At 63.8% G+C, this 13431-nt stretch carries 13 protein-coding genes; 8 read left to right on the top strand and 5 right to left on the bottom strand.

The window, feature by feature from the left end; all coding sequences use genetic code 11:
- Positions 1-70 precede the first annotated feature (70 nt).
- Positions 71-973 carry a LysR substrate-binding domain-containing protein gene (locus tag NDO48_RS16845; RefSeq protein WP_018427211.1) on the bottom strand — a complete coding sequence of 301 codons (903 nt, stop codon included), beginning with the start codon at positions 971-973 and terminating at the stop codon, positions 71-73.
- 91 nt (positions 974-1064) lie between these two features.
- Between NDO48_RS16845 and NDO48_RS16840 the strand changes: the two genes are divergently transcribed.
- The 3 genes from NDO48_RS16840 to NDO48_RS16830 are packed head-to-tail and all read left to right on the top strand — an operon-like array spanning position 1065 to position 3513.
- A complete protein-coding gene (locus NDO48_RS16840; protein WP_018427212.1) occupies positions 1065-2630 on the top strand; it encodes a trimethylamine methyltransferase family protein in 1566 nt (521 codons plus the stop codon).
- Positions 2631-2641: 11 nt separating this feature from the next.
- Positions 2642-3034 carry a nuclear transport factor 2 family protein gene (locus NDO48_RS16835; protein ID WP_018427213.1) on the top strand — a complete coding sequence of 131 codons (393 nt, stop codon included), beginning with the start codon at positions 2642-2644 and terminating at the stop codon, positions 3032-3034.
- Positions 3031-3513, top strand: a complete 483-nt coding sequence (locus tag NDO48_RS16830) for a hypothetical protein (protein WP_018427214.1) — start codon at positions 3031-3033, stop codon at positions 3511-3513. The genes NDO48_RS16835 and NDO48_RS16830 overlap by 4 nt, the downstream gene beginning before the upstream one ends.
- A gap of 23 nt (positions 3514-3536) precedes the next feature.
- On the opposite strand, the gene queF is transcribed toward NDO48_RS16830, so the two are convergent.
- Positions 3537-3998, bottom strand: a complete 462-nt coding sequence (gene queF / locus NDO48_RS16825; protein WP_267321821.1) for a preQ(1) synthase — start codon at positions 3996-3998, stop codon at positions 3537-3539.
- A gap of 113 nt (positions 3999-4111) precedes the next feature.
- Between queF and NDO48_RS16820 the strand changes: the two genes are divergently transcribed.
- On the top strand, positions 4112-6157 hold the full coding sequence (locus NDO48_RS16820) for an FAD-dependent oxidoreductase (RefSeq protein WP_018427216.1): 2046 nt from the start codon (positions 4112-4114) through the stop codon (positions 6155-6157).
- On the opposite strand, the gene NDO48_RS16815 is transcribed toward NDO48_RS16820, so the two are convergent.
- Complete coding sequence (locus NDO48_RS16815; protein WP_018427217.1) at positions 6147-7040, bottom strand: LysR family transcriptional regulator; 894 nt, start codon at positions 7038-7040, stop codon at positions 6147-6149. The genes NDO48_RS16820 and NDO48_RS16815 overlap by 11 nt on opposite strands.
- A 118-nt stretch (positions 7041-7158) precedes the next feature.
- On the opposite strand from NDO48_RS16815, the gene NDO48_RS16810 reads away from it, so the two are divergent.
- On the top strand, positions 7159-8361 hold the full coding sequence (locus tag NDO48_RS16810) for an acyl-CoA dehydrogenase (RefSeq protein ID WP_018427218.1): 1203 nt from the start codon (positions 7159-7161) through the stop codon (positions 8359-8361).
- 272 nt (positions 8362-8633) lie between these two features.
- Positions 8634-9107, top strand: coding sequence for a cupin domain-containing protein (locus NDO48_RS16805; RefSeq protein WP_267321820.1), 474 nt, complete (start codon positions 8634-8636; stop codon positions 9105-9107).
- Between the two features lie 52 nt (positions 9108-9159).
- Here NDO48_RS16805 and NDO48_RS16800 read toward each other — a convergent pair whose 3' ends face one another.
- Positions 9160-10275, bottom strand: a complete 1116-nt coding sequence (locus NDO48_RS16800) for a mandelate racemase/muconate lactonizing enzyme family protein (RefSeq protein WP_018427220.1) — start codon at positions 10273-10275, stop codon at positions 9160-9162.
- A gap of 261 nt (positions 10276-10536) precedes the next feature.
- Between NDO48_RS16800 and NDO48_RS16795 the strand changes: the two genes are divergently transcribed.
- The gene (locus NDO48_RS16795; RefSeq protein WP_267321819.1) at positions 10537-11016 is read left to right on the top strand and encodes a cupin domain-containing protein; all 480 of its coding nucleotides are present in this window, start codon (positions 10537-10539) and stop codon (positions 11014-11016) included.
- Between the two features lie 33 nt (positions 11017-11049).
- On the opposite strand, the gene NDO48_RS16790 is transcribed toward NDO48_RS16795, so the two are convergent.
- Positions 11050-12033 carry an isopenicillin N synthase family dioxygenase gene (locus NDO48_RS16790; RefSeq protein ID WP_267321818.1) on the bottom strand — a complete coding sequence of 328 codons (984 nt, stop codon included), beginning with the start codon at positions 12031-12033 and terminating at the stop codon, positions 11050-11052.
- A 171-nt stretch (positions 12034-12204) separates the two neighbouring features.
- Between NDO48_RS16790 and NDO48_RS16785 the strand changes: the two genes are divergently transcribed.
- Positions 12205-13395, top strand: a complete 1191-nt coding sequence (locus tag NDO48_RS16785) for a glycine C-acetyltransferase (RefSeq protein WP_018427223.1) — start codon at positions 12205-12207, stop codon at positions 13393-13395.
- Positions 13396-13431 lie beyond the last annotated feature (36 nt).

The following is a 13431-nucleotide window of genomic DNA, read 5'->3' as shown; positions in this document are numbered from 1 at the left end:
TTGGCGACATAGGCTTGGGCGGCCAAGGCAGCATGGCAGAGCAGACGAGGCTGCACCTGCTGCGTCCGACTCACGCCTGCGCTGCCAGCCAGTCGCGCACCTTTTCAGCGCTTTCGGTAAGGGCACGATTCTTCGGCCAGGCGACGTGAAACCCCTTGTTCGTCGTCATGACATGGTCGGACAGCCGGACCAGCAGCCCCGCCGCAATCAGCCGGTCGGTCAGGTGGCGCCAGCCGAGCGCGATGCCCTGGCCTTCCATGACCGCCTGGATGACAAGCACGTAGTCGTTGATGACCAGTCCGCGCTTGGCCACTGCGCCGTTGAGGCCGGCCGACTGGAACCATTCGTTCCAGGTCGCGGCCGGGCGGTAGGGCTCTTCGAGGTGGATCAGGTGGTGCAACGTGATTTCGGCAGGCGTCTTGGGCATGCCGGCGCGCGCCAGATAGGCCGGCCCGGCGACCGGATAGACCTCCTCGTCGGCGATCGGCAAAAGCTCGTAATCCGGCCAGTCGGCAGCGTCGCCACCTCTGATGCCGAGCGGAATGCCCTCGGCGACGAGATCGAGGTCGCGGTCGGCGGTCTGGATGCGCAGGTCGATGCCGGGGAGGTCGTCGCGAAACTTCTGCAGTCTGGGCATCATCCAGAACGAGGCAAAGGCGGTCGAGGCCGACAGCGTCACATGCATGCCGCCGGCCCGCGCCCTCAATTCCTCCGCCGATTTGCGGATATGCGACAGGCCGAGTGTGACGTCGGCATGGAAACGCTCGCCGGCCTCGGTCAGCAGCACCTGTCGGTGGCGGCGCTGGAACAGCTTGGCGCCGAGCTGGTCCTCCAGCCCGCGGATCGCATAGGACACGGCGGCCTGTGTCATGCCGAGCTCGCGTCCGGCGGCGGTGAAGCTCGCCAGTCGCCCGGCGGCTTCGAAGATGATCAGGCTACCTGCCGAGGGCAAAAGGTGGCGAAGGCTTTGCATAAGTCATGCTTATGCAAATGATGAAGATTTTCAAGCGTCACAGCACGTGGTCCAAAGGCTAGCTTCATGCAGGAACGTGTTGGAGCCGTGCATGGACGTCGTCGCCCCCGATATTGCAACTGAACCAACCAAGCGTCGCGAACGCGGCGGCCGCAACGCCCGTCGCGAGCAGCGCGCGCACGGACCCGAGGCGCATGGCCGGCCCTATATCCTCAGGAACATCCCGACCTACGACATCCTCTCCGAGGAAAATCTGGTTCGCATCGAAGAGACTGCCGACAAGATCCTTGCCGAGATCGGCATCGAGTTTCGCGACGATCCGGTGTCGCTGGACCATTGGAAACGGGCAGGGGCCAAGGTCGAAGGCGTCCTGGTGAAATTCGAGCCTGGCCTGCTGCGCGAAGTGCTGAGGACTGCACCCGCGACCTTCACCCAGCATGCGCGCAACCCCGGGCGTTCGATCGAGATCGGCGGCAAGAGCGTGGTGTTTTCGCCTGCTTATGGCTCGCCCTTCGTCATGGATCTCGACAATGGCCGCCGCTACGGCACCATCGAGGATTTCCGCAACTTCGTGAAGCTGGCGCAGTCTTCGCCCTGGCTGCACCATTCGGGCGGTACCATCTGCGAGCCGGTCGACGTGCCTGTCAACAAGCGCCATCTCGACATGGTCTACAGCCACATCCGCTATTCCGACCGCGGCTTCATGGGGTCGGTGACCTCGGAGGACCGCGCGGAAGATTCCATCGACATGGCGCGCATTGTCTTTGGCGAACAATTCACCGACGAGAATTGCGTCATCCTCGGCAACGTCAACGTCAACTCGCCGCTGGTCTGGGACGCGACCATGACCACCGCACTGCGCGCCTATGCCCGAGCAAACCAGGCGGCTGTCATCGTGCCCTTCATCCTCGGCGGCGCCATGGGGCCGGTGACCAATGCCGGCGCGATCGCCCAGTCTCTGGCCGAGACCATGGCCGGCTGCGCGCTGACCCAGCTCGAACGTCCCGGCGCGCCTGTCATCTTCGGCAATTTCCTGTCCTCCATGTCACTGCGCTCGGGCTCACCGACCTTCGGCACGCCGGAACCGGCCATCGGCTCGATGGTCATCGGGCAGCTGGCAAGGCGGCTGAAGCTGCCGCTGCGCTGCTCCGGCAATTTCACCACCTCGAAGCTGCCCGATGCCCACGCCATGAACGAAGGCACCATGTCTATGCTGGCGGCGGTCCATTGTGGCGCGAACTTTATCCTGCATTCGGCAGGCTTCCTCGATGGGCTGTTGTCGATGTCCTACGAGAAGTTCGTCATGGACGCCGACTTCTGCGGTGCCCTGCACACCTATCTCGACGGCGTGAAGATCGACGACAACCAACTGGCGCTCGACGCCTTCCGCGAAGTGGGGCCCGGCAGCCATTTCTTCGGCTGCGCCCACACCATGGCCAACTACGAGACAGCGTTCTGGGATTCGGCCATAGCCGACAACGAGCCTTACGAAAAATGGGAGGCCGCCGGCTCGGTCGACGCAGCCGCCCGCGCCAACAGGCGCTGGAAGACCATGCTCGCCGAATACGAGGCGCCGCCGCTCGATCCTGGCATTGACGAGGCGCTGCAGGACTTCATGACGCGCAAGAAGGCCTCGATGGAAGACGCCTGGTATTGAGGCTGCAGGCTATGGATGACACGGCCTTCGATCCCGTCGCAGCTCTGAAGCGCTATCACACGGCAATTGACGTCCTCGACTTCGCCGCCATCGAAGCCTGCTTCGCGCCTGAAGCCTGTTATGTCTCCGATGGCGTCGGCTCAATCGTTGTCGGTTGCGACGCGATCATGGCGGCGTTTCGCGGCTACTTCGCCGTGTATGGCGACCAGGTTTCCAAGGACGAAGAGGTGGCGGCACTTTCGCCGCGCTCTGCCTGGTCGCGCTGGCGGCTCGAGGCGACGCATGCCGTCACCGGCGTCCGCCTCATCAGGTCGGGCGAGGAGACGGTGCATTTTGGTGCCGAAGGCAGGATCGTGCGTGTCGAGGTGAAAGATGACGTTGCAGCGCAAGGCAGCCGTCGATGATGCGTGCTATTGAGGGCTATCAATACAACGCTGAGGCCGCGATGAAAGCCGCTTTTGCAACTGCCCTTCTGCCGCTGCTGGTCACGCCGGCCATAGCTGGAACTGCCGTCGAAGCCGTCAGGCCGTTCTACGATCGCATCGGCCTTGAGCTTGATCCCGCCGAACGCGGCCGCTTCGTCGATCCGGCCAAGGCTGTGTTCGACGCTCGCGATCAGCTCGAAAAGTCGGGGCAAGGCGATTGCCTCGACGCCAATATGCCGCTCGACAGCGCAGCCTACAACAAGGCCGAACTCGACAAGAGTCTGAAGATCATCGGGTCGGAGACTGCAGACACGGCGATCGTGGTCGCGGCCTTCACGGCAGCCGGCGAACCGCATCGCATGCAGTGGAAGCTGAAGAAGGTCGATGGTCAATGGAAGGTCGCCGACCTGTTGTCGGTGACCAATGAATGGGCGCTCAGCCAGTACCAATGCGAATGAGCGCCCGTCCCGTTGTCCGGACCTTAGCCGCGCCCGCGATAGGGCGCGACGCCGGTTTCGGGAAGCCACGAGCCCTCGGGCGGCGTGCCGGTCTGCCAGAACACGTCGATGGGGATGCCGCCGCGCGGATACCAGTAGCCGGCGATGCGCAGCCACAAGGGCTTTGTCGCTTCGACAACACGGCGGCCGATCATGATGGTGCAGTCCTCATGGAAGGCGCCGTGGTTGCGGAACGACACCATGAACAGCTTCAGCGACTTGGATTCGACCAGCAGCTGGTCGGGGGCATAGTCGATGACGATGTGGGCGAAGTCGGGCTGGCCGGTGACTGGGCACAGCGATGTGAACTCCGGGCAGGTGAAGCGCACGATGGCGGGCGGGCCGTCGGCGCGGCCGTAGGGCACGGTTTCGAGGACGGCGGTTTCTGGCGAGGTCGGCGTCTGAACATGGGCGCCGAGCTGCGTGAGGGTGTCGGTGATGGTCATTGGGCTGCTCTTGGGTCGCCCTTGGCTCATTGCGCCGACGCGGGCACGGGCGACAGTCGCGCCGGCAACGGGTTTTGGTGGCGCTTATTAGCGCTTGATGATGCAGGAAGGCAATGACTAGCAACGATCCGCTTCTCCAGCCCTACCAGCTCAAGCACTTGCGGCTCAAGAACCGCATCATGTCGACGAGCCATGAGCCGGCCTATTCCGAGGACGGCATGCCCAAGGAGCGCTACCGGCTCTACCATGCCGAAAAGGCCAAAGGCGGCATGGCGCTGACGATGACGGCGGGCTCGGCGATCGTGTCGCGCGACAGTCCGGCCGCCTTCGGCAACCTGCATTCCTATGACGATGCGATCGTGCCCTGGATGGCCGAGCTGGCAGATGCCTGTCACGAGCACGACTGCAAGGTGATGATCCAGCTGACGCATCTTGGCCGGCGTACCGCCTGGAACAAGGCCGACTGGCTGCCGGTGCTGAGCGCCTCGCCGGTGCGCGAGGCCGCCCACCGCACATTCCCCAAGACCGCCGAGGACTGGGACCTCGACCGCATCGTCGCCGACTATGCCTCGGCCGCCCAGCGCATGCAGGCGGCAGGCCTCGACGGTATCGAGTTCGAGGCCTATGGCCATCTGCTCGACGGCTTCTGGTCGCCGGCCACCAACCATCGCGACGACGACTATGGTGGCTCGCTCGACAACCGCCTGCGCTTCACCTGGCGGGTGATCGATGCGGTGCGCGCGGCCGTCGGCCCGGATTTCCTTGTAGGCATCCGCATGGTCGCCGACGAAGACATGGACAAGGGCTTGTCGCGCCAGGAGGGCGTCGATATTGCCCAAAGGCTGGCCTCATCGGGAAAATTCGACTTCCTCAATATCATCCGCGGCCATATCGACACCGATGCAGCATTGACCGGCGTCATCCCCATCCACGGAATGGCGGCCTCGCCGCATCTCGATTTCGCCGGCGAGGTCAGGGAAGCGACCAAGTTCCCGGTCTTCCATGCCGCCCGCATCTCGGATGTCGCCACGGCTCGTCATGCGATCGCGGCCGGCAAGCTCGACATGGTCGGCATGACGCGTGCCCATATAGCCGACCCGCATATCACTGCGAAGGTCGAGGCGGGCGAAGAGCACCGAATCCGGCCCTGTGTCGGCGCCACCTACTGCCTCGACCGCATCTATGAGGGCGGCGGTGCGTTGTGCATCCACAACGCCGCCACCGGCCGTGAGGCGACGATCCCGCATGTCATTTCCCGCACCGATGGGCCGCTGCGCAAGGTCGTTGTGGTGGGGGCCGGGGCGGCTGGCCTTGAGGCGGCGCGTGTGCTCGCCGAACGCGGCCACAAGGTGACGGTTCTGGAAGCATCGAGCCAGGCCGGCGGCCAAATTCGGCTGGCAGCCCAGAATCCGCGCCGGCGCGAGTTGATCGGCATCGTCGACTGGCGGTTGGCCGAGTTGGAGCGCCTCGGCGTCGAGATCCGCTATGACATCTGGGCAGGAAGCGACGACGTTCTGGCGCTGGGCCCCGACGCGGTGGTGATTGCCACCGGCGGCCTGCCACAGAACCCGCCGTTGGATGCGGGCGATGACCTGGTGACGTCGAGTTGGGACATCATCGCCGGTAGCGTCAAGCCGGCCGAAAACGTGCTGCTTTATGACGACAATGGCGGCCATCAGGGCATGACGGCGGCCGAACTGATCGGCAAGGCTGGCAGCAAGCTCGAGCTTTTGACGCCCGAGCGCTTCTTTGCTCCCGAAATCGGCGGCATGAATCATGTGCCCTACATGGAAGCGTTCCACCGCAATGGCGTGAAGATCACCATCAACACGCGGCTCAAACAGGTCCGGCGCGACGGCAATCAGCTGGTGGCAACGCTCGCCTCCGACTTTGCCAAGGGCTGGAGCGAGGAGCGCCGTGTCGACCAGGTTGTGGTCGAACACGGCACGCTGCCGCTCGACGACCTCTATCTCGAGCTCAAGCCGTTGTCGAAGAATTCAGGCGCGATCGACTATGAGCGCCTGATTCATGGCGGCGACATTTTCCCAGACAGGAATACCGACGGCCGCTTCCTGCTGCTGCGCATCGGTGACGCCGTGCAGGCGCGCAACATCCACGCCGCCATCTATGACGGCATCCGCTTCGGCCTCAGGATCTGACGGCTTCCGCCGTCAGCCAGCGGACGAATTCGCGCAGGCCCGGCCGGTCCTCGCTGCCTGGCCGGAAGGCAAGCCGGTAGGGTGCTTCACCGGCAATGCGGTTGGGCGAGGCCATGACGAGCCGGCCCGTGCTGAGTTCGCGTTCGGCCAGCACTTCCGGTACCACCGCCACGCCGAGGCCGGCGACCGCTGCCTCGACCACCATGGAAAACTGCTCGAAGCGGTGGCCGCGCAAAGTGGTGCGCGGGTCGATGCCGGCGGCTTGGAACCATTGCAGCCACAGGGTCGGCCGCGTCGACTGCTGCAGCAGCGGCAGCGCGGCAAGCTCCGCGTCGTCGAGGGCGGCGCGGCCATCGAGCAGAGCCGGCGCGGCGACCACGACGAGGACCTCGTCGAACAGCCTGACGATACCCGGCTGTCCCGTCTCCGCCGGACCGCGTTGGATCGCGGCGTCGAAGGCTTCGGTTTCGAAGTCGACGGTTTCCAGCCGCACGGCGAGGTCGATGGCGACTTGCGGATGGGTCGCGTGAAAGCCGGCGAGCCTCGGGATCAGCCAGCGATCGGCCAAGGTCGGCAGCACGGCGATGCTGAGCACGTCGGACTGGCCGCCGAAGGCCATGGTGCGCACTGCCGCTTCATGCAGGCTGTCCAGGATGGCTTCGGCATCGCGGGCAAAGCGCCTGCCGGCATCGGACAACGCCAGCCGTTGTCTGACCCGATGGAACAGCGCCACCCCCAGCCGGTCCTCCAGCTGGCCGATCGAACGGCTGACCGAGCTCTGCGTCAGGCCGAGCTGATCGGCGGCGCGAATTGTCGTGCCGAGGCTGGCGCAGGCGCGGAACGCCTCAAGCTCTGCAATCGTTGGCACATAGGTTCGGCGCATCGGCGGAGCTGACTCTAAGTTGATCGAATTTGCGCATAAACTGTCCGAGATTACTTGTTAGCGAAAAGTGCCGAAGCGGTCTAGGATGGGCAAAAATCACCCATTCTCCGGAGGAACCATGAGCGCATCCACACCGGCCGGCGGCGGCAGCTTTGTCTGGGCCGACCCGTTCCTGATCGAAGACCAACTGACCGAGGACGAGCGCATGGTGCGCGATGGCGCAGCCGCCTTCGCCGCCGACAAGCTCGCGCCGCGCATCGAGGAAGCCTATCTCGACGAGAAGACCGATCCGGCGATCTTCCGCGAAATGGGCGAGGCCGGCCTGCTCGGCATCACCGTTCCCGAGGAATATGGCGGCCTTGGCGCCGGCTACGTGACCTACGGTCTGGTGGCACGCGAGGTCGAGCGCATCGATTCGGGCTACCGCTCGATGATGTCGGTGCAGTCGTCGCTGGTGATGTACCCGATCTATGCGTACGGCTCCGAGGAACAGCGCAAGAAGTACCTGCCCAAGCTCGCCTCGGGCGAATGGATCGGCTGCTTCGGCCTGACCGAGCCGGACGCAGGCTCCGATCCTGGCGGCATGAAGACCCGCGCCGAGAAGACGGCCAACGGCTACAAGATCTCCGGTTCGAAGATGTGGATTTCGAACGCGCCGATCGCCGACGTCTTCGTCGTCTGGGCCAAATCATCAGCCCATGACAACCAGATCCGCGGTTTCGTGCTCGAGAAGGGCATGAAGGGCCTGTCGGCGCCGAAGATCGGCGGCAAGCTGTCGCTGCGCGCCTCGATCACGGGCGAGATCGTCATGGAAGGCGTCGAAGTCGGCGAAGACGCACTGCTGCCGAACGTGTCGGGCCTCAAGGGTCCGTTCGGTTGCCTTAACCGCGCCCGCTATGGCATCTCCTGGGGCGTCATGGGCGCTGCCGAGGATTGCTGGCACCGTGCTCGCCAGTACGGCCTCGACCGCAAGCAGTTCGCCAAGCCGCTCGCGGGCACCCAGCTCTACCAGAAGAAGCTGGCCGACATGCAGACCGAGATCGCGCTCGGCCTGCAGGGCAGCCTGCGCGTCGGCCGCTTGATGGACGAGCACAAGTTCGCCCCCGAGATGATCAGCCTCGTCAAGCGCAACAATTGCGGCAAGGCGCTCGACATCGCCCGTGTCGCCCGCGACATGCATGGCGGCAACGGCATCCAGATTGGCTACCACGTCATGCGCCATGCGCAGAATCTGGAGACGGTCAACACCTATGAAGGCACGCATGACGTGCATGCGCTGATCCTGGGCCGTGCCCAGACCGGCCTGCAGGCGTTTTTCTAAGGCTTAGATACAAGCTCATACGGTTAAGGGCGGCCGCGAAGCACTGCTTCGTGGCCGCTTTCTTTTTAGCCTTTTTCGGTCATCGAATTGGATTCGCGTGCAAAAAGGTTTTCGCTTTCAGGTTTAGAGGTTGCGAATATATTTCGACTTAAGCGCGTATTGTTTCAAGTTTCTGAAACATGCGTCGCCTTGCTCGGCTTCAAGCTGTTACACGGCGTCGATATCTCCGTGACTGTCCGCCGCTTTTGGCGGGCGGGAGAACGGGGATATCAATGATCGCTGACAGGGCTGAGAATGCCGGCCAGGCACTATGGTTTGGCGACAATCTGATGACCGTCCGCGTGGCGGCTGGTTCCGGCGATGATGACATCAGCATCGTTGAGTGCCGTATGCCGCGTGATGGCTCCACGCCTCTCCATGTCGAACTCAGTGGTGACGAGATCGTCCACGTCATCGAGGGCACGCTGCGCTTCCGTGTCGATGGCAATTATTTCTTCTGCCATTCGGGCCAGACGGTCGTGGCCCCCAAGGGACTGCCGCACACCTTCCGCATCGAGCCGGGCGAAGGCGGCACCTGCCTCGTCGTCACCCAAGGCGATGAATTCGAGCGGATGGTCCGCGAAATGTGCCTGCCGGCATCAGCAGGCCATCCGGTAAGGACCGAGCGCGCGCCGCAAGCCGGCCAGGACTTCTTCGACGGCCCGGCTACGAGCAGATTTCAGGTCGTCGGCGCCCCGCTACCATAGCGCCGATGCTCGGCTGGGCGGGTGCGGGGGCGTGTCCGTCCAGCCATCACCATCAGGCCTTGCAGGCGAACACCTGATCGCCCAGGGCCGATGCGTCGACCTCGACGCCTAGACCTGCCCCTTGAGGCGGGCGCATCATGCCATCTGCTATGATGAAGTCGCCGCGCGCGTTCGCGGCCGTCACCCAGTTGTGGAAGTCGACTGTGTGTTGCCGGAGATGCTCGGGCGTTGACATAAGCAGGCCGGAATAGGCCGCGGTGTCGATCTGAGCGCCGCCGGTGTCCTCGATTGTGACCTTGAGATTCCTGGCAATGGCGATGTCGCGCAGCAGCTTGGCCTTGGTCAGGCCGCCGACGCGTGCGAGCTTGATGGTGATGCCGTCGACCAGCCCGTCGCCTATTGCCCGGATCAGCACGTCAGCGCCGTCGATCGTCTCGTCCAGCACCAGCGGCCGGTCGGTAGCGCGGCGGATCGCAAGGTTCTCCTCGTAGCTCGCGCAAGGCTGCTCCAGCGTATAGTCGAGATTACGCGTCGCCATCAGGAAGCGGCGTGTCTCCGCCGTGCCCCAGCTGGCATTGGCGTCGCAGAATAGCACCGTATCGGCAGGAACGGCGGCGCGCACCGCTTCCAGCCGAGCGATATCCTCGTGGACGTCGAGCCCGACCTTGACCTGCAGGCGGCGGTAGCCTTCGGCGATGTATTTCGTCGCCCGCGCCGCCATCGCGTCCGGCGCCTGCTGGGCGACGGAGCGATAAAGCGCCAGGCTCTCTCCTTCTGCTCCCCCAGACATGGTTGCGAGCGAAAGGTTGGAGCGCTTACCGGCCAGGTCCCAGAGCGCCATATCGATGGCCGACTTGGCATAGGGATGGCCCTTGAGCAAAAGGTCCATGCGCCGGTTCAACGCCTCGATTCCTGAGGCGTCGCCGCCCAGCAGCTGCGGCGCCAGTTCCTTCATTGCCTCGCGGGCGCCTGCCGCAAAGGCCGGGTCGTAGAAGCTGCCCAGCGGCGCCATCTCGCCATAGCCGACGGTACCGCCGTGGCATGCAATCTCGACAATGGTTGAATCGAAGCCTTCGGCGCTGCGTCCGCCCGAGCAGCGGTAGGTGCCGTCGCGAAACGGCTGCCACTGCCGGAATATGCGAATGCTCGAAATGCTGGCGTCGGCCATGTTGTCCCCTCGGCGCTGGCTCTGATCCACCCGAGGATAACGTGGCTGCGATGGCGTTGCGGCCAAGGAAACGGCGCTTGCCGGCGTCGCATTCGTGACAAGGTCTCGCTCGTGTCGATCCGCGATATAGGTTCGTATGGAGTGCGAATTGTTTCAGATTTTGGATACGGACTTCGGTTTCGCCGAATTCGAACGGATACGGTCGGCCCTTAGAGCGAGCCCACCGCGGCTTCAAGACCGCGCTGCTCGAAAGGAAATCCAGTGACCATCCATGCGAAGACAGAAAATGACGGCGAACTGCTGTGGTTCAACGGCACTCTCGCCACTATCATGGTATCCGGTCAGGCGGGAGCCGACACCATCAGCGTCATCGAGCACCTGATGCCCTATGGCGCCTCGCCGCCGCTCCACATTCACCACAACGAGGACGAGGTCTTCCACATCCTCGAAGGCGTGGTGCGCTTCAACGTCGGCGGCAAGGACCTTTACGGCCGCGCTGGCCAGACCATGCTGGCGCCGAAGGGCGTCCCGCACAGCTATCGTGTCGAATCCGCCGAAGGCGCTCGTTGCCTGACCATCACCACGCGCGGCGATTTCGAACGCATGGTGCGCGAAGTCAGCGTTCCCGCCGCAAAGGCGGAAATCCCGCCGCAGGTCGCCCCGACCGCCGAGGTCATCCAGGCACTCACCGAAGCATGCGCACGCAACGGCATCGACATTGTCGGTGCGCCGCTATCCTGATCGATCCGTCGGGCCGGCCGCTTTTCGGCCGGCCTATTTCGTCGTCGACTGGAATTTGCCCATCAGATAGGGGCCGGAGAATACCGGCTGGTATTTCGGTGTCTCGCCAGAGGCTAGGCACTGTTCGAGACAGACGATCTCGGCGTCCCAGTTGGGCTGGTGGAAGAACGCCAGCGATTGACGGCGGTCCATGCCGCCGTCCTCGGGCGAGGGGTTGACCACCCGGTGCATGGTCGACACCCAGCGGTCGTTGGTCCACAGCGCCATCAGGTCGCCGATATTGATGATGAAGGCGCCTGCCACGGGCGGAACCGCCGTCCAGTTGCCGTCGGGCGTGATCAGCTCCAGGCCCCTGGAGCCGGCCTGCGGCAAAAGGATCGTCAGGCTGCCATAGTCGGTGTGGGCGCCGGCGCGCAACTGGCCCGGCTTGGGCGGGACCGTCTGTTCAGGATAGTTGAGCGCGCGCAGCGCGCTGATCGGAGCATCGATGAAGCGCTCGAAATAGACTTCCGGCAGCTTCAGCGCGACCGCGAACAGCCGCATGACCCGCCCGGCAAGATCTTCCAACGCCTGATAATAGGCCTTCCAGGCATCGACGAAGCCTTCCGGAGCGCCAGGCCAGATCGTCGGCGCATAGCAGAAGGCCAGTGCGTCCTTGTCGGTCATGCCTTCAGGCACGCGCTGCGGACCGCCGTTGAAGCTTTCCTTGAGGTCGGGCGGGCTGTCGACGTCGCGTGAACGGGCCAATGCTTCGAGTTCTGGCCCGAGATAGCCGTAGGGATAGCCTTTGTAGGGCGCTTTCGACTTCTGTTTGTCTTCCGGCGCCAGGTCGAAGAAGTCACGCGCCTTCGTCCACACTGCATCGATCACCGTCTGCGGCACGCCATGATTGGTGATGGCTAGGAAGCCGGTGGAGCGGCAGATGGCGTCGACCTCGGCACCCAGGCGCTGGCGCTCGCCCGGATCGGCCCGTTCGAAATTGCCCAGATCGAATACTGGAAACTGTCCGCCGGCCATTGCATGCTCCGCTTGGTACCAATTGTTCGGCGATGCTATCGGCGCCTTGGCGGGCGATCCAGCGTGGCCGAAACGTATTCCACGGATGATCGACCCCTTGGGTCGTATTTCCGGTAGTATCGGCTAGGTCTTGCCGCCACATTCGGCCAACTTCGAACGGGACGTGACGCGATGAGCAATGCTTTCCTCTCCCATCTCCAGGCGGAACTGTCCGGGCTTAAATCATCCGGCCTCTACAAGTCCGAACGCGTCATCACCTCGACCCAGTCGGCCGAGATCGAGGTATCAGGCGGCCAGAAGGTGCTGAACTTCTGCGCCAACAACTATCTCGGCCTCGCCGACAGCGAGGAGTTGCGCGACGCTGCCAAGGCAGCACTCGACCGCTACGGCTACGGCATGGCCTCGGTGCGCTTCATCTGCGGCACGCAGGAGGAACACAAGCAGCTCGAGGCAAAGATCTCCGGCTTCCTCGGCATGGAGGACACGATCCTCTATTCCTCCTGCTTCGACGCCAATGCCGGTCTGTTCGAGACATTGCTGGGCGAAGAGGACGCGATCATCTCCGATGCCCTCAATCACGCTTCGATCATCGACGGGGTGCGGCTCTCCAAGGCCAAACGTTTCCGCTATGCCAACAACGACATGGCGGCGTTGGAGGAAGAGCTTAAGAAGGCCGAAGGCAGCCGCTTCAAGCTCATCGCCACCGACGGCGTGTTTTCGATGGACGGCATCATCGCCAATCTGAAAGGCGTCTGCGATCTCGCCGAAAAATACGACGCCATGGTGATGGTCGACGACAGCCACGCCGTCGGCTTCGTCGGCAAGAACGGCCGCGGCACGCCGGAACATTGCGGCGTCGAGGGCAGGGTGGACATCATCACAGGAACGCTGGGCAAGGCACTCGGCGGTGCCTCGGGCGGCTACACCTCGGGCAAGCGCGAGGTCGTCGACTGGCTGCGCCAGCGCTCGCGGCCCTATCTGTTCTCCAACACGCTGGCACCGTCTATCGCCGGCGCTTCGATCACCGTGCTGGACATGATCGCCTCGGGCGGCGCCCTGCGCGAAAGGCTCTATGCCAATGCTGCCCGCTTCCGTTCGGGCATGGGCAAGCTCGGCTTCAAGCTGGCCGGAGCCGATCATCCGATCATCCCGGTCATGCTCGGCGATGCGTCGCTGGCGCAGGACATGGCGGCCAAGATGCTGGAGCGCGGCATCTATGTGATCGGATTCTCGTTCCCGGTTGTGCCCAAGGGGCAGGCGCGCATCCGCACCCAGATGTCGGCAGCGCATTCGGCTGAAGACATCGATCGGGCGGTTGCGGCATTCGGCGAAGTTGGCCGCGAACTGGGCGTGATTTCCTGAGGCCGCGAAAGCGATTCTGGATCAAGGGATTCGAAG

It is taken from the genome of Aminobacter sp. MET-1, from assembly GCF_026521175.1.
In the GTDB taxonomy this organism is placed as follows: Bacteria; Pseudomonadota; Alphaproteobacteria; order Rhizobiales; family Rhizobiaceae; genus Aminobacter.
The sequence above is the reverse complement of the archived record's forward strand: the minus strand, read 5'-3'. Positions and strand labels throughout refer to the sequence as shown.